The organism is Imperialibacter sp. EC-SDR9 (assembly GCF_902498805.1).
Classification (GTDB): domain Bacteria; phylum Bacteroidota; class Bacteroidia; order Cytophagales; family Cyclobacteriaceae; genus Imperialibacter.
Genome location: NZ_LR701602.1, coordinates 48314 through 67764, shown reverse-complemented (window position 1 = coordinate 67764; position 19451 = coordinate 48314). Strand labels below are relative to the sequence as shown.

At 47.0% G+C, this 19451-nt stretch carries 16 protein-coding genes; 8 read left to right on the top strand and 8 right to left on the bottom strand.

Going from position 1 to position 19451, the window contains the following annotated elements:
• Nucleotides 1-890: 890 nt before the first annotated feature.
• On the bottom strand, nt 891-1808 hold the full coding sequence (locus GC130_RS21800) for a site-specific integrase (protein WP_152000481.1): 918 nt from the start codon (nt 1806-1808) through the stop codon (nt 891-893).
• Nucleotides 1809-1893: 85 nt separating this feature from the next.
• Between GC130_RS21800 and GC130_RS21795 the strand changes: the two genes are divergently transcribed.
• Nucleotides 1894-2307, top strand: a complete 414-nt coding sequence (locus GC130_RS21795) for a hypothetical protein (RefSeq protein ID WP_152000480.1) — start codon at nt 1894-1896, stop codon at nt 2305-2307.
• A gap of 92 nt (nt 2308-2399) precedes the next feature.
• On the opposite strand, the gene GC130_RS21790 is transcribed toward GC130_RS21795, so the two are convergent.
• The 4 genes from GC130_RS21790 to GC130_RS21775 form a co-directional block, all read right to left on the bottom strand.
• Nucleotides 2400-2834 carry a hypothetical protein gene (locus GC130_RS21790; protein ID WP_152000479.1) on the bottom strand — a complete coding sequence of 145 codons (435 nt, stop codon included), beginning with the start codon at nt 2832-2834 and terminating at the stop codon, nt 2400-2402.
• Nucleotides 2835-3221: 387 nt separating this feature from the next.
• On the bottom strand, nt 3222-3857 hold the full coding sequence (locus GC130_RS21785) for a hypothetical protein (protein WP_152000478.1): 636 nt from the start codon (nt 3855-3857) through the stop codon (nt 3222-3224).
• Nucleotides 3858-4029: 172 nt separating this feature from the next.
• Complete coding sequence (locus tag GC130_RS21780) at nt 4030-5793, bottom strand: sodium:solute symporter family protein (protein ID WP_152000477.1); 1764 nt, start codon at nt 5791-5793, stop codon at nt 4030-4032.
• Nucleotides 5794-6038: 245 nt separating this feature from the next.
• A complete protein-coding gene (locus GC130_RS21775; protein ID WP_152000476.1) occupies nt 6039-7925 on the bottom strand; it encodes a M1 family metallopeptidase in 1887 nt (628 codons plus the stop codon).
• A 63-nt stretch (nt 7926-7988) separates the two neighbouring features.
• Here GC130_RS21775 and GC130_RS21770 point away from each other — a divergent pair, with 63 nt between their 5' ends.
• Together GC130_RS21770 and GC130_RS21765 are read left to right on the top strand one after the other, a co-directional pair.
• Nucleotides 7989-8654, top strand: a complete 666-nt coding sequence (locus tag GC130_RS21770) for a DNA alkylation repair protein (protein WP_152000475.1) — start codon at nt 7989-7991, stop codon at nt 8652-8654.
• 84 nt (nt 8655-8738) lie between these two features.
• Nucleotides 8739-9113 carry a hypothetical protein gene (locus tag GC130_RS21765; RefSeq protein ID WP_152000474.1) on the top strand — a complete coding sequence of 125 codons (375 nt, stop codon included), beginning with the start codon at nt 8739-8741 and terminating at the stop codon, nt 9111-9113.
• A 21-nt stretch (nt 9114-9134) separates the two neighbouring features.
• Here the strand turns inward: GC130_RS21765 and GC130_RS21760 are convergent, their stop codons facing one another.
• The 3 genes from GC130_RS21760 to alaS are packed head-to-tail and all read right to left on the bottom strand — an operon-like array spanning nt 9135 to nt 14384.
• Complete coding sequence (locus GC130_RS21760; RefSeq protein ID WP_152000473.1) at nt 9135-10244, bottom strand: peroxiredoxin; 1110 nt, start codon at nt 10242-10244, stop codon at nt 9135-9137.
• Nucleotides 10245-10272: 28 nt separating this feature from the next.
• Nucleotides 10273-11727, bottom strand: coding sequence for an Asp-tRNA(Asn)/Glu-tRNA(Gln) amidotransferase subunit GatB (gene gatB, locus GC130_RS21755; protein ID WP_152000472.1), 1455 nt, complete (start codon nt 11725-11727; stop codon nt 10273-10275).
• A 14-nt stretch (nt 11728-11741) separates the two neighbouring features.
• A complete protein-coding gene (gene alaS, locus GC130_RS21750; RefSeq protein WP_152000471.1) occupies nt 11742-14384 on the bottom strand; it encodes an alanine--tRNA ligase in 2643 nt (880 codons plus the stop codon).
• 233 nt (nt 14385-14617) lie between these two features.
• Here alaS and GC130_RS21745 point away from each other — a divergent pair, with 233 nt between their 5' ends.
• The 5 genes from GC130_RS21745 to GC130_RS29290 all read left to right on the top strand — a co-directional run bounded on the left by GC130_RS21745 (nt 14618) and on the right by GC130_RS29290 (nt 19449).
• Complete coding sequence (locus tag GC130_RS21745; protein ID WP_152000470.1) at nt 14618-15595, top strand: M23 family metallopeptidase; 978 nt, start codon at nt 14618-14620, stop codon at nt 15593-15595.
• A gap of 139 nt (nt 15596-15734) precedes the next feature.
• Nucleotides 15735-16931, top strand: a complete 1197-nt coding sequence (locus GC130_RS21740; protein ID WP_152000469.1) for a CapA family protein — start codon at nt 15735-15737, stop codon at nt 16929-16931.
• A 1-nt stretch (nt 16932) separates the two neighbouring features.
• A complete protein-coding gene (locus GC130_RS21735) occupies nt 16933-17280 on the top strand; it encodes a MerR family transcriptional regulator (RefSeq protein ID WP_152000468.1) in 348 nt (115 codons plus the stop codon).
• The gene (dprA, locus tag GC130_RS21730) at nt 17277-18380 is read left to right on the top strand and encodes a DNA-processing protein DprA (RefSeq protein WP_152000467.1); all 1104 of its coding nucleotides are present in this window, start codon (nt 17277-17279) and stop codon (nt 18378-18380) included. Before GC130_RS21735 ends, dprA begins: the two co-directional genes overlap by 4 nt.
• Nucleotide 18381: 1 nt before the next feature.
• Nucleotides 18382-19449: a DnaJ domain-containing protein gene (locus GC130_RS29290; protein ID WP_152000466.1), complete on the top strand. Its 1068-nt coding sequence runs from the start codon at nt 18382-18384 to the stop codon at nt 19447-19449.
• Nucleotides 19450-19451 lie beyond the last annotated feature (2 nt).

The window sequence follows — 19451 nt, the reverse complement described above, 5'->3', positions numbered from 1 at the left end:
CGGAAGGTCAACTCACGAACGAACCGCTGGCTTAGCTTTTCTTTTTTTTCATAACATTTGAAGTTTGATGATTCACTTCAAGATACGGATTTCGAAAAGCTACCTCCGTAAGGAGGTTTCGTTCAACGACTCGCTAAGATGAGTGCGGGAGTTTTATGCAGCTCCGCTTCCACTGGCACTTAGCCACGCCGATGAATAAATTTAACTTTTGTGGCGGACAATCCAAGCCATCAATCCTATGATAACTGGTGAAGCCCGCATTCATTCTTAGCGTCGTGTTACCCTCATTTTCTAGCCAGTTCGTCCGTCAAGGTCACTGCAACGCCCTGTGTTCGAAGTGCCGAAATCGTCAGAAGCAGTTTGGAGTAGTCTGACTTGGACTGTAATTCAAACCGAATTGTATTTTCATCGTCAATAGTCCGTACAGCCAAACAATTGTCTACACCGTGAGAATAGAAGTTTCTGTATCCACTGATTGTTATATCTAAACTGGAAATATCCGTTGTCCTACAAGTATAATTACCAATTCGTATTTCATCATGCCCGATTCTTAGGTCAAGAAGCAGTCGCCCACTGAGCGCCTTTTTACTGCTAGGGAATCGACAGTAAGTAAGGAATCCAAGTAACGGAACAAACACCAGTACAATGGTAACAAAATAGGCTTTGAGCGTTGGGTCGGCTGCTATCTGTTCGTCCGTATAGGCATTAGTTATTAATATCAGCGCTGATATTGCCACAATTGAAGTAATCCATGTGATGTTGCAGACAGTAGGTCGATTTGACTTAGCTGGAATTTCGTCTGGATAATATACGTTAGTGTCGAACATCATTGAGGGTAACAACTGTGCAAGCACAATTGTCTTTATTTCGCATTTAAGTTAATCCCATTTTTATAACGAATCAAGCGGGCTACTGATGTTCGTCAGGTTGGTGTTGCACACGTGGGTGTAAATCTCGGTAGTTTTGCTGCTGCCGTGCCCAAGTAGCTGCTGAATATACCTGAGGTTGGTGCCATTTTCCAGCAGGTGAGTGGCAAATGAATGCCTCAGTGTGTGCACTGTTCCGGGCGCTGTTACGCCCGCCTTCTTTTTGGCCCGGTGAAACACATTCCTGATGCTGGTCACTGAGTATTTCGCATGAGCAGGCCCTTCAAAAAGGTATTGCTTTGGCCTTTCTTTCCGGTAGTAGGTGCGTAGCAAGTCCAGCATTTTTGGCGAAAGCACGCTGAGCCTGTCCTTCTTGCCTTTGGCTCCCCTTATCCAGATCCGCATATTATCCGAATCAATGTCTTTGATTTCTATATCTATCGCTTCAGAAATTCTCAGTCCAGCCGAGTAAATAAGAGTCAGGATTGCTTCATGCTTGATATTGTGGCAATTACTCAAAATAGCTGCCACTTCTTTTTTGCTGAATACAGTCGGTAGCTTCTGCTCTTTCAGGGGGCGCTCAAGGTCATAATACCCGGTGGGCATGCCCATCACTTTTTCAAAGTAAAACTTGATCGCATTGATGCTTTGATTCTGATAAGAAGAGGATACATTTCTTTCTTTTATCAGCATTGCCTGATAGGCAAGTATGTCTTCCTTCCTTAGCTGCCTGATCGGCATCGGGTACATGGCTTTTAAAAACTCCCGAAACATATAAAAATACGTGCTCAGCGTCGATGCACTGTACCGGCGTATGACCAGCTTTTGTCTGAACAGGGCTAACGCCTCTTGGTATTCCTTTACCACCGGATCGGCCAGCCGGGCAGGTGGCGTGCTGCCGTGGGCCGCCGGATTGTAAATGATAGTTTGTCCAGTTTTCATAGACCTAAATAGAGAGAATATTTCTACCTTAAGTATGTTTATAAGCATTTATATACGTTTATAAGTATTTATAAAAACACTTATTATGTTAAGTAATAACTGTCAGCACTGTGGAGAAGCACTGGTAGGCAGGTGGGACAAACGATTTTGCGATGCCCAGTGCCGAAATGCCTACCACAACCGTCATAAAGGAGCCCTGGAGAAAAACATTCAGGTAGCCAATAAGCTTATCCGCCGGAATAGAAAAATTCTTTATACGTTGTGCCCAACCGGCAAGGCCCCCGTGAGAAAAGACATTCTTGACCAGCTGAAATTCGATTTCAAACTTTTCACCACCATTTACCCTACCCAATCGGGCACTTATTACTTTTCATACGACTATGGGTTTATGCCCATTATTGAGCGTGGGACTATCCAAAAAGTGTTGATCATCCAATGGCAGGAGTACATGACGACGAAACCATTCGACCCATGGAGCCGTGTAGGGGCCAGTGCATAACCCTTGGTCTTCAGGCGGTGGTCAGCACCAGCCTTCTGGTAAAGACCTGATGCACGGCCCTCTTGTGCTGGTTTTGAAATAGCCAAGCTCCCTCACTTCTTCTTGGCATTGGCCACCCCGGCATTTTTCAGCTCAGAGGCGGTGGCCTTTTCGAACCTAAAGTATTTAAGTGCTTGCTTCATAGTGCCGCTTAACCGAATATGCAGTGTGGGCTTTTTGATGTGGTGGCGGGTGACCTTGGTCGGGTCGTCTTCCCCGCTGCATTTGATCTCCAGCCGCACAAAACCCAACTCCCCGAGGTCAATGTGGTTGTGCGTCTCCAGCATATCCACAATCGTTCCCTGTAGGGCGATAATCACCTGCTTCACCGTTGATCGACGGACATTGTACGCTCTTTCCATATGGGTCATCACATCTTCCTCAGTGGCTTTGCGCCTGGGCAGCAACGCCGGGTAGAACCTGTACTGCCCGCCACCAGCTTTTCCGGCTTCGCCCTTAGTAGTCACGTAGTATGGTATTTTTAGCATAGCGTTTTATTTGATGGCTTCAATATACTACCCAAATGCCTGGAAAATAATAGAATTTCATGCAAGTTAAACAGCCCATTGAAGACCCTTCCTGTATCACTTGCTGGCCATAAGCAGCCCCAGAACACATGAAGGCTTCATTGGAAAATAAATGTGGCTACATTGAGGGTTAGATGTGGCTACATTGGAGCTTCATTAAGGCTATCCTGGAGGTGCAACATAGCTATGTGCGGAGCGTTTGCTGCGCAGTAAGTTGGTGTTTGGTACGCAGCAAACGAACAACTGCTGCGCTGCAAAGAAAAGGGGGTATTTGATACAGAAAGGAACGAATGGCGAAATCTTCCTTCTTTAATATACGAAATTTCTGCATAAAAGATGGCCAGCCATTTACCTAAAAACCAAAAAGAAGGCACCGTGAGAAACCACCATACACGCCATGGCAACCAGGTAAGGTTGAAAACTTTTCTGATTTACCTTATCATAAAAAATCAGGCCTATTAGCACTGCATAAATAACAACATAAGAGATATGTGTTCCCCCTCCGCCCATCACATGGAACCATGCATAAGAGATGCGTCCAATAGTAGGGAAAAGGAAAACCATCGCCGAGACAATCATGTACCGCATATGCAGCGAACTATTTCTCTTATGATAGATAGCGAGTCCGTAAAATAAACTCAGCATCAGGGTGTCTCTTACAGGAAAAAACAATTCGCTGCTATGTCCTGAACTCGCATTCTTTACCATCTGAGGAATAAATGACAGCACCAGCAAAGGAAATATGACAAACGAAAGCTTACCAAGCAAGCGGTGAGCTTTTAGCTTTTGGTATTGTATCAGAAAGGGTTGGGTGATTAGCAAGAGAATCCAAATCGTAGCAATGAATGCATGCAGATGTATGAATATATCGGTCTGCTCATTGAACTCAGGAGCCAGGCCAAAGTAGGTCCTGTAAAACCCAAGTAGGGTCAATGGAATTAGCAACAGCAGGAAAAACCCTAAATACCTGTATTTCTTTTCCATCGGGCGTTATTTAACGAGTATCGATTTCCATTAGATATGCCAGATTAAAAGTAATCGCCACCCACTGAAAAACAACCCAGTACAACAAATCAAACTAGTCTTTTTTCAACTAAATAGAAAACCAATGTTTGCAAAGCGTGATAATCAGGCGGTCAAAATTCGACTCAGTTACCTAAACATCAAAAATCCTCACCTTTCCCGAAGCGCCTCTCAGCACCAAAAAAGACCCCACGACCACCAGTCCATATACCCCGGCTTGTGCCCATTCTTTAAAAATCAAGCTGCCTGTAACGAATAGCACAGCATACGCCATGGCGATGGCGCTTAGCCAGCAAACCACCAGAAGCAGCAGCTTGCCTCTGTTCCAGTCCTTTCTGAACGGTCGCCAGTTGCCGTCAGGTTGGATGTGGTCGTAGAAGCTTTGCAGCTTCTCGCTGCTTGTGCCGGGGGCCAGGTAGGTGGCGAGCAGCCACGCCAACGTAGTAAAGCCAACAGTAAAAAAGAAGCTGGTGGGGTCTTCCCCGATGCCTTTGCCCCAAATGGGGTCATAGCGCACCAGCACAAATTTCGACAGTCCGTAAGCGAGGAAGGGCGCCACACTGGCCACTATCTCGCTCCAGGCACTGATGCGCCACCAGTACCATCGCAGAATCATCACCAGCCCAAGGCCGGCACCGCACTCAATGATGAAGGCCCATACGCCTGAAATACTGGTGATATAGGTCGTTACCCAAAGTGAAATAGCCATCAAACCAAGTGTCCCCGCACGGGAGGCTTGCACCAGCCTCTTCTCACTTGCTTCAGGCCTAATGAAACGCTTATAAAAGTCATTGACCAGGTAGCCAGCTGCCAGATTAAGCTGGGTGGAAATGGTGCTCATATAGGCAGCGAAGAAAGCCACCAGCACAAGCCCTCTCAAACCAGATGGCAGATAGTCCTTCATGGCCATTACGTAACCCAACCGGCTTTCCTCAGCACTCAGATTGGGGTATAAGATCAGCGCACAGAGTGCTACGATGATCCAGGGCCAGGGGCGCAGGCAATAGTGAGCGATCTGAAAAAACAAGGTAGCATACACGGCATCCTTCTCGGTGCGGGTGCTCATCATGCGCTGAGCGATATACCCACCTCCGCCAGGCTCAGCCCCCGGGTACCAGCTGGCCCACCATTGCACGCCAATAAAAGCAAAGAAGCTCCCCAAACCCAGCGCCAGCAATGAACCATTGTTGTCTCCTCCAATTGTGGGGAAGAAATCGAGCGATCCTTCTGGTAAATTGGCTTTCAACTGATCGATGCCTCCGATATCGTCCGAGTAGAGCACCAGCACAGCCAGCACGATGCTGCCCGCCATGGCAATAGCAAACTGCACCACATCAGTAAACGCCACCCCCAGCAAGCCCGACATGCCCGAATAGATCACTACCAGCAGCATGGCAGCACCCACATACCAAATCAGCAGGCCTTCAGGTATGTCGAAGAAGACCTGCAACAGCGACATCAGCGCCAGGTTCACCCAGCCGATGATGAGCACATTCATGAAAATACCGAAATAAATGGCTCTGAATCCCCTTAGAAAGGAAGCAGGCTTGCCCGAATAGCGGAGTTCAATCAGTTCAATATCTGTGAGCACCCCAGCCCTTCGCCAGTAACGGGCAAAGAAGAAGGTGGTGAGCATGCCACCCGCCAGCATGTTCCACCAAAGCCAGTTGCCAGCTATGCCGTTTTGCGCTACCAGCTCGGTGACTGCCAGGGGTGTGTCGGCAGCGAAAGTGGTAGCCAACATGGAAAGTCCTGCAATGTACCAGGGAAGGTTGCGGCCTCCGAGAAAAAACTGAGCGATGTCCTTCCCAGCCTGCTTGCGAAACCGCAGCCCTATGAACAGGGTTAGCCCCAGGAAAACCGCAATGATAATGTAGTCGAGGGTGGAGAGTTGCATGGGATGATTATGCAAAGTAAGGAGATCGAATCAAATGACCCAAAGCGGCGTCAGTTTGAACCCTTCCAGGTCGGTATCGAAACCTTAGCGCACGCAATCGCTGAGTATTTCAACAAGCTACCGATAACGTGTTTTAAGCTTGCAGAAAAATGTGTCAGGTTGAGCCTGTCGAAACCCACATTTTTCTGCAAGCTCAATATAACAATTTCGTTCTGCAGGGGCCATTTGATTCAGCCTCCTCCGGCCTACTTATTCACCACCTCTCCCTCCGCCTCCACGGCCGAGCGCCACGGGTAGCTCTGGTTGGTGCGGTCAGTATCAGCCATGCGCTGCGTTGGGTCTATTTCCATGTACTTAATGTCCTTCGGCTTCTTTGGAATGCTGAAGGTATAGTACGGATGCGTCCAGGGCCAGTCGGTAAGGATGGTGCGTGGAATGCTCGGGTCGTCATGCTCCTTTGCCCCCCTCATTAAATCCAAAGGAATGTAAAACAACTCTTTGCTGCCATCAGCATATTCCACGTACAGCTCTATCGGCATCGGCATTTTTTCAATTCTCTCAAGCGTAACGTTTGTTTGCTCCCCCTGCTCTTCCACCGACTTAATGCCATAGTCAATCGTCTTAGTGGAATTCACAAAATACTCGTAGTACCAGTCGAGTTCCAGGCCTGAATTCTTCTCCTGAATCCTGATGTAGTCGTTCATATTGGGGTGCTTCATCTTCCAGGTATCAAAATACCTCCTAAGTCCCCGCATAAACGTTTCGTGACCTACCACATAACTCAGCTGATGCTGCGAAACAGCTCCTTTAGAGTAGGCAGCCGAGCCATACGCCCTGTTGGTATTGTAATGATCGGAATGTGTCGACATAGGCTCCTCCAGGCCGCTTTGCGCCAATGAGAAGTACGACCGATACGAACCTTCCAGCGGGTTGATATAATTACCACCGTTCGGCCCATCGAAAAGGTAATGCATGGTGATCTGCGTGGCATAGTCGGTAAAGCCTTCGTCCATCCACGGATACAGCGACTCGTTAGTGCCCAACACGCCCTGGTACCAGCTGTGCAAGGCTTCGTGCACGGTCACACCTACCAAACTACGAACAGAGCGGTGCCCTGTGATCAACGTCGACATGGGGTATTCCATGCCACCATCACCTCCCTGCACCACGGCAAACTTGTCGTAGGGATACTTGCCAAAGTTCTTATTCAGGAAATCAAATGCCTTTACTGCAAGGCCTTGAAGCTCCTTCCAGTTTTCCACCAGCGTATCACCCTGATAGAAGAAGTGCAAGGCAGGGCCGTCGGGTACCTGTGCCACATCATGCAGATAGTCAGGGTCGGCAGCCCACATGAAGTCATGAACGTTCTGGGCTTTGAACTGCCAGGTCAACTTGCTGCCTTTCGCTCTTTTTATGGTAGCGCCGGGCTTTGCATACCCTTTGCCAATTTGTTCGGGGTTTTGCAAATAACCTGAGCCGCCTATCATGTAAGCGGAGTCAATCGTGATGTTTACATTAAAATCGCCCCACGGTGCGTAGAACTCTCTCCCTACGTACGGATCGGCATGCCAGCCCTCGTAGTCATACTCAGCCATTTTTGGATACCACTGGGCCATAGAGTACTCCACACCTTCCCTGTTATTCCAGCCACTTCTGCGGATTTGCAATGGCACCTGCCCTTCAAATTCCATGTCAAAAGTCACTTTGCTTTTAGGGAGAATCGGCTTGGCCAGGTTCACCTCAAGCACCGTGCCTTCTACAGTATACGAAAGCGCCTTGCCGTCCTGCTTCAGACCGTTAATCTTTTGATAGCCAATCTGATCATCTTTCAAATGATAAATCCTATCCATCACCCGCCTGTCTGGGTCAGCGATTGTGCGGGAGCGAACGTCCATCGAACTTCCCGGCTGAAAAGCATTGAAGTAAAGGTGATAAAAGACTTTCGTGAGCGTGTCAGGAGAGTTGTTGTAATAAACGAGCTTTTGCTTACCCTTGAACTGATGGGCAGATACATCCATGTCAATATCGATGGTGTACTCTACACGCTGCTGCCACCTGTCGGGTTGAGCGAGTGCAGCCGTTGTCAAAAAGGTAAAAAGCAGTGCTAAATTTAAGTTTGTAGGTCGAGTCATTGGTTTGATAAAAGGTTATTTTGCCAAAGTAGTAAGTTTAGCCAGAAACAGTAACATCAATTTATGGAGACGGTAGAAAGTGTTATTAGTGGTTTAAAACTGCTCGCAGATGCGGGGATAAAAAAAGGCGTGGAGCGATTCGGTATCCCCTCCGAAAAAGCGCTGGGCATCAAAACGCCTGAGCTTCGCAAAATAGCCAAAAGCATCAAAAAGAACCACACCCTGGCGCTTCAGCTCTGGCAAACGGATATTCATGAGGCAAAGGTGCTTGCCAGCATGGTTGGCGACCCGAAACAAATGACTACCGAACAAATGGATGCATGGGTGGCAGACATGTATTCCTGGGATGTGTGCGACCAGTGCTGCGGCAACCTATTCGTATATACTCCTTTCTGGAAAAGCAAAGTGAACGAATGGATCCCCTCCAAACATGAATTTACCCGAAGGGCAGGTATTGTGTTAATAGCCGAAGCCACCATGCACCAAAAGAATAACGTAACCGACGACGAGCTGCGCTTGATGCTCCAAAAGGCAGCTGCGGTAGCCAACGACCCCCGAAATTTCATAAAGAAAGCAATAAGCTGGGCAATGAGGCAGGTGGGAAAGAAAAGACCTCATCTAACTGTCGAGGTGATTGAACTGGCAAGGAAACTCCCGGCCACAGATGACAAGACCAGCAAGTGGATTGCCAGTGATGTGATTCGGGAGTTAGAAAAGAGGCGACCTTGAATTCTCGGCCAGACAAAAAAAGCCTTTGCATGTCACTAAACGCCTCTTTGAAACAAATGAGAAAAAAACTTACTTTTATACTGAATGGATAACGAAAGACTAAACATGCGAGTCAATCAAATAGAAGAGCAGTTGAGCAATACCTTGAAAGCCATTGATAAGCTTACTGCTGATATTGACGCTTTGAAAGACTACGCTGTTGAAAATAACAAGGTAGTCAATGGGATCTTACGAAAACTTGATGACCAGGGGGAACGGATGGATAAAGTCCTTTTAAGGATGGAAAAGGAAGAAAAGAACAGGAAATCCGAATTGGAGCACGAACGCAAGCAAAGGCAGCAAGAGTTGGATGCTCAAAACGAGCGTTTCATGAATGCTTTGAACGAAGACAGAAAATTAAGAATGGAAGAAATGGCCATCATGAACCGGCGGCTTGAGTTCCTTGAAAGCAAAGCATGAACTTAGCAATCAATGAAAATCTCACCCGAAAATCTCTTCAAGCTTCCTTTCCAATGACTCTCCTCTAAGGTTTTTGGCTACAATCTTTCCATCAGGGCCAATCAAGTAGGTAGCCGGAATAGCATTGATTTGGTAGGTAGCAGCCGCTTCCGAATTAAAGTATTTCAAATCCGACACATGCTTCCAGGTAAGGCCATCGTCTTCAATTGCCTTCAGCCAGGCATCCTTTGTTCTATCAAGAGAAACACCCAATATTTCAAAACCCTTGTCCTTGTACCTGTTATAAGAAGCCACCACATTCGGGTTTTCCTGACGACAAGGCTTGCACCAGGCAGCCCAAAAGTCCACCAGCACGTATTTTCCTCTTAGTGATGACAAGGCAATTGATTCGCCATCTGGGTTTGGTAGGTTAATTTCCGGGGCCATTGCCCCCACGGCCAACGCCCTCATATTATCCACCCTGGTCACAAGCTCTTTGGTAAAACGGGAATCGGGCAGGCCATTCTGAAACCTTGTGGCCAGGCTATCGAAAAAAGGAAACTGTGCCTCGGCGTCCATGTAATTCAAGGCAAATATGGCCGACACCGAGTTATCCATCGACCAGATTAGCTTTTTCATGTTTTTACTAAAGCTGGCTTCGATGTCAATATACTGCTCCCGTATTTTATTAGCCGTCTCAATATCACCCGACATCATAGCCTGGCTGTAATCATTGTTAATCATCTGCACATCCGACTGAAACTTGGCGTTGAGCTTACCGGCTGCTTCGAAGTATTCCGTGTCCTTTGAGCCAGTCACTGTGAACGGGGCTTGCGGTGAATAAGCTTCTGCCTCTATATAAACATCGCTTTTGTCCAACACCAATGGCACCACCTGTTTGCCGTAGAAGTTGATCCTTAAAAAAGAAGGTTCAGCGATTTGAACGTAGGTTTCAAATGTACTATCGGCAGCCAATGTGAGTGTATCAATGGGGTCAATTCCTTCCAGTCCCAGCATTTCAAGCTGAATGATGCCTGTTTCTTGTGGGAATTTTACTTTTCCAGCAATTTTCAATCCTTCCTGACTTGTGCCCTCAGAACACGAGGTAATAAGTAAAACTCCTGCTAATACTACGACAAGATACTTTATCATCTTTCTGTTTTTTTCTCTAACAAGACTTCTATGCCAATGATTCAACCAAAAGTTGGTTGGTTAATTTTGGGTCGGCCTTTCCATTGGTTTTTTTCATTACCTCCCCCATAAACATACCGAGCAGTCCCTTTTTTCCACTTTTGTACATGGCCACCTTATCAGCATTTTGAGCGAGCACTTCTTTTATCACAGGCATCAGCACATCACTGTCCGACTCCTGCACAAGGTTCATGTCATGCGCAATGTCGTGAGGTGCCTTGCCCGTTTTTATCACCTCCGGAAAGATATTCTGGCAGGCCACAGTGTAGCTCACCGTTCCCTTTTCCACCAGATTGACCAGGTCGGCCAGCATAGCGCCTGTGAGGGAAAGCTTGCGCAGGGATGTGCCATTTTCTTTCAGGTAACTCTTAATCGGCCCCATTAGCCAGTTACTCACTTGCTTATAGCACGTGGTATGGGCCACCGTTTCTTCAAAGAGATGAGCGAAGTCTCTCTTTTCGGTGATCACCAGTGCATCGTAAGCAGGCAAACCGTATTTTTGAGTAAAGTCGTCGTAGTACTGACGGGGAAGCTTTGCCATCTTTTTGCGGATGTCGTCAAGCATGGTGTCGTCCACAACAAATGGAGCCAGGTCAGGCTCGGGGAAGTAGCGGTAATCGTTGAGCTCCTCTTTCATCCGCATGCCGTAGGTCTGGTTCTTCTCAGGATCAAACAGCCTGGTTTCCGAAATGATCTTTTTACCCTGCAGTGTGAGATTTGTTTGCCTTTCTATTTCTACCTCAATCGCCTTCTGCACATACCTTATGCTGTTGAGGTTTTTTACTTCTACTTTGTTGCCCAGCGTGGTCACTCCTTTTTTACGAATCGACACGTTGGCATCGCAACGCAAAGAGCCTTCCTCCATATGACCGTCGGAAATGCCCAGAAAACGCACCATTTTTCTTATCTCTGTAAGAAAAGCACCGGCATCCTGCGATGAGGTAATCATGGGGTCAGTCACTATCTCTATCAAGGGCACACCAGCCCGGTTGTAGTCCACTGCCGAAATATCCTTACCATCGACGTGCATCAATTTTCCTGCATCTTCCTCCATGTGAATCTTATGGAGCATGATCTTTTTCGGGGTGTTGGTATCGAAACCAATTTCGACGTAGCCTCCTTTGCAAATCGGTGTTTTGTCCTGCGTCACCTGATAGCCCTTCGGAAGGTCGGGGTAGAAGTAGTTCTTTCTGTCAAAGAAATTATAGCGACCTATTTCGCTGTGACACGCCAGCCCCATTTCAATGGCGTACTCCAGTGCCTTTTTGTTCAACTTCGGCATGCTGCCCGGATGCCCCAGGCTAATCACATGGATGTGCTGATTGGGTTCTGAACCAAACTTATTGGCATCCGGTGAAAACACCTTGCTTTTAGTCTGCAGTTGCACATGCACTTCCAGTCCAATAACGGCCTCAAAGCTATTCTTGTCCTTCAAATCACTCATTAGATGCACTTCGGTTAAGCAAGAGAGCTCAAATTAAGCGCTTTTGCCAGTAAATCATTTGCTTTTTCCACCACTTTGGGCAATCCGTTAATGTCTTTTCCTCCTGCAGTAGCGAAAAACGGTTGTCCGCCTCCACCACCCTGTATTTCTCTGGCCAGGTCACGTACGATGAGCCCGGCATTTAATCCAAATTTTTCCACGAGCGAATCGTCGAACATCACAGCTACCTGAGGCTTGCCGTCAATATTCGCTGCCAGCACCATGGCCAGCGAGCTCAACTCATTTCTGAGCTCATAAGCTAGTTTTTTCAAACTGTCGGCATCTGGCAATGTCACCTCTGCCACCAGCAGGCTGATGCCATCAATGGCCTTCACTTCCTTAAGCAAGTCCTGCTTCACACCCTGCGATGCTTTTAGGCGATACCCCTCCAGCTCCTTTGTCAAAGTTTGCTTCTCTTCAAGCAGCTGTGCCACAGCCTTTGCCAGGTCTTTCGGGTTCTTCAGCAATTCCTTCATCTCGTTCATCAGCATGTCCTGCTCAATGATCAGTGACTCTGCCTTATCGGCCGTTACCGCCTCGATCCGTCGCACACCAGCAGCCACACTGCTTTCGGAGACAATTTTGAGAAAACCGATCTGGCCAGTGGCACGCACGTGAGTGCCTCCACACAATTCTACCGAATAGTGTGGATCAAAGGTAATGACCCGCACAAACTCACCATATTTCTCACCAAACAACGCCATGGCTCCTAACTGTTTGGCTTCAGCGATGGGCACATTGCGGCGCTCATTCAGCGCTATGTTTTCTCTTATTTTTTTATTGGTAATGGCCTCCACTTCTCTGATCTCTTCATCCGTCATTTTGGCAAAATGAGAGAAGTCGAAACGAAGCACATCGGGAGACACCAATGAGCCCTTTTGCTGCACATGCGTGCCGAGCACCTGCCTGAGTGCAGCATGCAACAAGTGGGTAGCACTGTGGTTGTTCTCTGTTAATTGTCTTTTGTAACCATCAACTTTTGCCTGCAAAGGCAAAGTTGGGTCTTTGGGCAGTTCGGATACAAAGTGAATGATCAGGTCATTCTCCTTTTTCGTGTCCAGCACCTTTATTTTCTGATCGCCAGAAATAAGCAATCCCTTGTCGCCCACCTGTCCGCCGCTTTCAGCATAAAACGGTGTATTGTCAAGCACAAGCTGAAACAGCTTGCTGCCTTTGTCTTCTATCTCCCTGTATTTTACTACCTGGGCAACCGATTCCAGGTTGTCATAGCCAATAAACCCAAGCTCTTCATCTTGTTTTACTTCTACCCAATCGCCTGTCGACACTTTGGACGACTTCTTCGACCTGTCTTTTTGCTGCTGCATTTCCGTTTGAAAGCCAGCTTCATCCACCGTCAGTCCGTTTTCTCTGGCGATCAAAGCCGTTAGGTCAAGCGGAAATCCGTAGGTGTCGTATAATTCGAAAGCAACAGCACCGCTGATTTCATTTCCTTTCAGCGACTGCTTGATCACCTCGATTCGCTTGAGTCCCTTGTCAAGCGTGCGCAGGAAAGATGTTTCTTCCTCGAAAATTACTTTGGCTATAAAGTCCTTTTGACCCACCAACTCGGGGAACACACCAGCAAACTGATCGGAAAGCACCGGCACCAAAGTATGCAGAAACGGCTCATTAAACTTCAGGAAGGTATAACCGTAGCGCACTGCCCTTCTCAAAATTCTTCTTATCACATAGCCAGCCTTTACATTAGAAGGCAGCTGTCCATCGGCAATAGCAAACGAAATAGCCCTGATGTGATCGGAAATCACCCTCATGGCAATATCTGTCTTTTCATCGTCGCCATATGCCACCCCTGCCTTTTCGGACAGCACAGCGATCATTGGCTGGAAGACGTCGGTATCGTAGTTCGACTTTTTGCCCTGCAAAGCCATCACAAGCCTTTCGAAGCCCATCCCTGTGTCGACATGTTTGGCTGGCAGCGATTTGAGGCTTCCATCCGATACCCGGTTGAACTGAATGAATACCAGGTTCCATATCTCTACTACCTGCGGATGGCCCATGTTGACCATCTCTCTGCCAGGCACCTTCGCTATTTCAGCGGCATCTCTTAAGTCGATGTGTAATTCAGAACAAGGCCCGCAAGGGCCTGTATCACCCATTTCCCAGAAGTTGTCTTTCTTCGAGCCGTCCAGCACCCTATCGGCAGGCAAATGAGCATTCCATAGGTCAAATGCCTCATTGTCTTTCTCTAAGTTTTCTGATTCATCTCCACCAAACACCGTCGCATACAACCTGTCCTTGGGCAGCTTATACACTTCCGTCAGTAGTTCCCATGCCCAGTTGATCGCATCTTTTTTGAAATAATCCCCAAAAGACCAGTTGCCAAGCATTTCGAACATGGTGTGGTGGTAGGTATCCAGCCCCACTTCCTCAAGATCGTTGTGTTTTCCTGACACTCTCAGACATTTCTGTGTGTCAGCTATTCGCTTTACCTGCGCTTCCTTATTGCCAAGAAAGTAGTCTTTGAACTGATTCATACCCGCATTGGTAAACATCAATGTAGGGTCGTTTTGAACTACCATGGGGGCGGAAGGCACTATTTTATGGCCTTTGCTTTCAAAAAATTGAAGGAACTTCTGTCTTATCTCTGCTGCTGTCATTTGAATAAAACGGTCTGATAAACTGTAGCATCTTAGAATTGTACAGTTTACTTATCAATAACTAAAGGGGTTTATGCTGCTTTCAAACTTACCGGAGGTTGGGAAATATCCAGAATATGTTTAAAAATTCTTATATTGCGCCTGAATTATAACGGAATTCAGAATTTTCCGTAAAAGCGATGAGATTCGCTTATATAGAAGCAAAGTTACAATAAAAGACTAACTGTCAACCTATGGCTAGGATAAAATATTACTACGACACCGAAACATGCAAATATGAGCGTGTGAAGGTCAGCTCCTGGGATATTTTCCTTAATCTTCTAGGCTTCTTTACTGTCTCCCTCATTTTGGCTATAGGCATTCTTTTGGGTTACAACACCTATTTTGACTCCCCCAAAGAAGCCCTTCTCAAGAAAGAGAATGAAGAGCTTAATATGTACTATGAGCTTCTCAAGAAGGACATGAATGACACTCAGGAGATGCTCGCCTCACTTCAAAATAGGGACGATCAGATTTACCGTGTTATTTTTGAAGCAGAGCCTATCCCGTCGTCGATAAGAGAAGCGGGGGTTGGAGGGGCAAACCGTTACAAGGACATGATAGAGTCTGACCTTCAGCGTGAAGAATTGATTGTAGAGTCGTTTAAAAAACTCGACAAGCTGAAGAAGCAGATGTATATTCAAACCAAGTCGTTTGATGAAATCATGAAGCTGGCTAAGAATAAAGAAGAACTTTGGGCTGCCACGCCTGCTATTCAGCCAATATCCAACAAAGAGTTAAAGCGCCTTGCTTCAGGTTATGGAATAAGAATTGATCCCATCCTGAAAACGTCTAAAATGCACGCAGGTGTTGACTTTTCTGCGGAGAGAGGCACACCCATTTATGCCACCGGAGACGGTGTAGTAAAATCTGTACGATATGACTTTGGCGGATACGGCAAGTATGTGGTTATAGACCATGGCTTTGGCTACGAAACCTTATACGGCCACATGGACTTACAAAACGTGAAAGTAGGTCAGAAGGTCAAAAGAGGTGAGACGATCGGTTTTGTTGGAAGCACCGGAAAGTCTACTGCTCCTCATGTGCACTATGAAGTGCATATTAATGGCAAGGCCACCGACCCTGTTCACTACTTCTTCCAGGGAGTTACCCCTGAAGAATATGAAGAAATACTCAGACTTGCTTCTGTTGAAAACCAATCACTTGGATAAAAAGAGTTGAATCTGAACATGAAGGCAGCTTTCCCGGAAGGCTGCCTTTTTTGTGTCAATAAATTGTGGATAAATTTCATGTGAATTGAAAAGCCACTTCCACCTTGATACTCTATTTTTGTGCCACACCATCCAAACCATGTTCAAGCAATCAGGGTTCATACTACTATTGTCGTTAGCTGCCTTTTCCTGCAAAACAAGCAGGCTGGCTTCAACGGTGGATAACACCCCTGCTCCAGTTGCAAAAGACACGGTTGTTGTGCCTGCACCGGCCCCGGTGTATGTAACCTCAAACGGTGACACGCTTGAAAAAATTGGTGAGGAGATAGCCCTTGAAGTATTCGAAGTAGTGCCGGACACTTTGACCGTTATTGGCGTGGGCGACATTATGCTGGGGACGGAATACCCTTCGAAGGAATACTTACCACCAGCAAATGGTAGTATGCTTTTGAGCGATGTAGAACACATCCTCAAGGAGGCAGATGTTACTTTTGGCAACTACGAGGGAGTGCTTATTGACGACGATGGCACCCCAAAAGAATGCAACAACCCAAAGCTTTGCTATCTTTTTAAAACGCCGGAACACTATGCGGTTCATTTGAAAGAAGCTGGCTTCGATGTAATGAGCCTGGCCAACAACCACGCCGGTGATTTTGGACCGGAGGGGCGAAAAAGCTCCATCGAAGTGCTCACAGGGTTGGGCATAGCCGTAGCGGGCACTCAATCAACCCCTTATACCATCTTTGAAGCTAAAAAAACTAAAATAGGCTTTGCTGCCTTTGCCCCAAACACAGGCACCATCAGTATTCACGACTACGCCAGGGCCAGGGAGATCATTCAACACCTTGACACGACGTGCCAGATAGTGATTGTTTCTTTCCACGCAGGTGGTGAGGGGCCAGAATTTCAGCATGTTACCCGAAAAAGAGAGTCGTTTGTGGGCGAGGACAGGGGTAACGTGTATGAATTTGCCCGGTTGGTTATTGACGCCGGTGCCGACATCGTTTTTGGTCACGGCCCGCATGTAACCAGGGCAGTGGATCTTTACGAGGGGAAATTTATAGCCTACAGCATGGGCAATTTTTGCACCTATCGCCGGTTTAATCTTAAGGGTCCCAATGGCATCGCCCCCATTGTAAAGTTATGGGTAAATGGAGAGGGTGATTTTCTGCAGGGTCAGATATTCTCCACTCACCAGTTGGGCTCAGGAGGGCCACTGGTCGACGAGAATCAGAAAGTGCTTCGTAAAATAAAAGAGCTAACCTTACAGGACTTTCCTGATACAGCATTGGAAATTTTAGATGATGGTTTGATCACTTTTAAAATCAATAATTAACGTGCCATACAAAGAAAAAGAGATCGAGAAAAAATACTACACCATCGGCGAGGTAGCTGACATGATGGATGTAGCTACCTCCCTGATTCGGTTTTGGGAGACTGAATTCGACATCATCAAGCCTAAGAAAAACCGAAAGGGAAACAGGCAGTTTACCAAAGAAGACCTCGAAAATGTAAAACTTATTTACCATCTGGTAAAAGAAAAGGGCTATACCCTGCAGGGAGCACGGGATTTTTTGAAAACAAATGCAAAAAAAGCGAAGGATACACTGGAAATGATTGATGGATTGAAGAATGTCAGGTCTTTCCTCGTTAAATTAAGAGGCGAGTTAGAACAGAAAGATTGACAGAAGAAAAGTTATATCAATTAGCCCTCCAATTGGTTCCGGGAGTTGGGCCCCGCATGGCACGCATGCTCATCAGTCATCTGGGATCAGCCTCTTCTATTTTTAAAACACCAAAAGGAAAGCTAAAAAAGATCAACGGAATTGGAGAGAAAACTGCTGAAGCCCTGATTCAGGCCGACTTTTTAAAAGAAGCCGAGAAAGTGCTGGAGCGCTGCGAAAAGCAAGATACCGAAGCCATATTTTTTACCGATGAAGCCTATCCTGAGCGGCTGAAACACATCTACGATGCTCCCCTGATAATTTTCAAAAAGGGGGCTGGAACACTGGACACAACAAAGGCGGTGGCTATTGTTGGCACCAGAAGTGCCACCGATTATGGAAGGGAGGTTACCCGTGAAATTATTCAATCGCTTATTCCCTACAATCCACTTATCGTAAGCGGCCTGGCCTACGGCATCGACATAGAAGCCCACAGGGCAGCACTTGACAACGGCCTTCCTACATTTGGCGTAATGGCCTCTGGCACTGATATTATATACCCGTCGGCGCACAAGCATACGGCAATCAAAATGTTGGAAGAAGGTGGGCTGGTTACAGAGTATGCACCCGGAACCAAACCTGAAGCGTCGTTCTTCCCGGCACGAAACAGGATCATTGCCGGCCTGGCCGAAGCGGTGATAGTGGTAGAAGCTGCCAGCCGTGGCGGTGCGCTTATCACCGCCGAAATTGCCAATTCCTATGACCGGGAGGTGCTCGCTATACCCGGCAACCTTGGTAATAGTTTTTCAGAGGGCTGCAATAAGCTTATTGAGCAACAGAAAGCCCATATCTATACATCAGCGGAAAGTCTTGCTTCCCTGCTCAATTGGGATCTTGCTTCGTCCACAAAAAAGAAGACGGCAACCAAGCCAGCAGCCCTGAGCGAAATGGCTTCCAAAATATGGGATTCGCTGGAGAAACAGCCCAATGGCATCCATTTGGACACTTTGAGCTGGAACACACAAATACCGATTCATCAACTAGCCTCCGAATTGCTAAATTTGGAGTTTGAGGGTTTTGTTAAGTCCCTCCCTGGAAAGCAGTTTAAACTTATCAGGTAAAATGGCAGACCATTATCAGGTATTAGGTGTTCAGTACGGTGCCACGCAAGCGCAAATAAAGGCTGCCTACCGGAAATTGGCGCTCAAATACCACCCTGACAGAAACCCGGGGGATTCAGATGCCGAGGAGAGGTTCAAGCAGGTGCTGGAGGCTTACCAGGTACTTTCCAGCGCTGGTACTACGTTTACATACGAGCAATTCAGCCAACCAAAACCACCACCCTCACCCTCATCCAGTTCCCCAAGAGATCGTGATCCCTATTTTAAAAGGAACAAAGCACGGGCACGGAAGCCGCCGGAGCCAGTGGTCTTCTCCCGGCGCACAAAAATCATGGTGAGCTTATTCATGGTACTTCTGATTGGGCTGGTGATCTGCATTCCGCTTTCCATGCAGGTGTATGCGTCCATTTATTACTATAACGAAGCAAAAGAGCTTTACGCAGAGAAGAAGTGGTTCCCTGCATTAAAACAACTTGACTTTGCTTACAGAAGTGTTGGCGTACGGAACCTGGAAACCGCCAGGATGGCGACCATTCTGTCCTCCGAAAAACTGAAGTTCTTTAATGGTTCTTTGGAACACATCAGTAGGGGCTTAAGCTATTCAGAAACGGCAGCAGACAGTGCTTTCTTCTACCTAAAAAAAGGCATTGCCCTTAAAAATTCATCAAAGTTTGATGAAGCCGACAGCGCTTTTTACAGCGCCTTAACGAAACAACCAAATTGGGACAGCGCCTACTACTACCTGGGTGAAGTCAGCACATTTGGCAAGCAAGACTATGAAAGCGGCGTCAGGCACTTTTCCCATGCTCTTGAAATCAACCCCGACTATTCCGACTGCTTTATGGGCCGGGGCTATTGTCACTATCAGCTCAAAAGCTTCGATATTGCTGTTCTTGACTTCAATTCATTTCTCAAATATTCGAGCAAAGACAGAGGCACCGGCTTCTACCTCAGGGGAATGGCCCTTCTTGAAACTGAGTACCCTGAGCTTGCCTGCAGGGACTTTTTGGAGGCCGAAAAGCTGGGGTCAAAGGGCGGGAAGGATGCCTGGTTAAAAAACTGCCCGTAAAA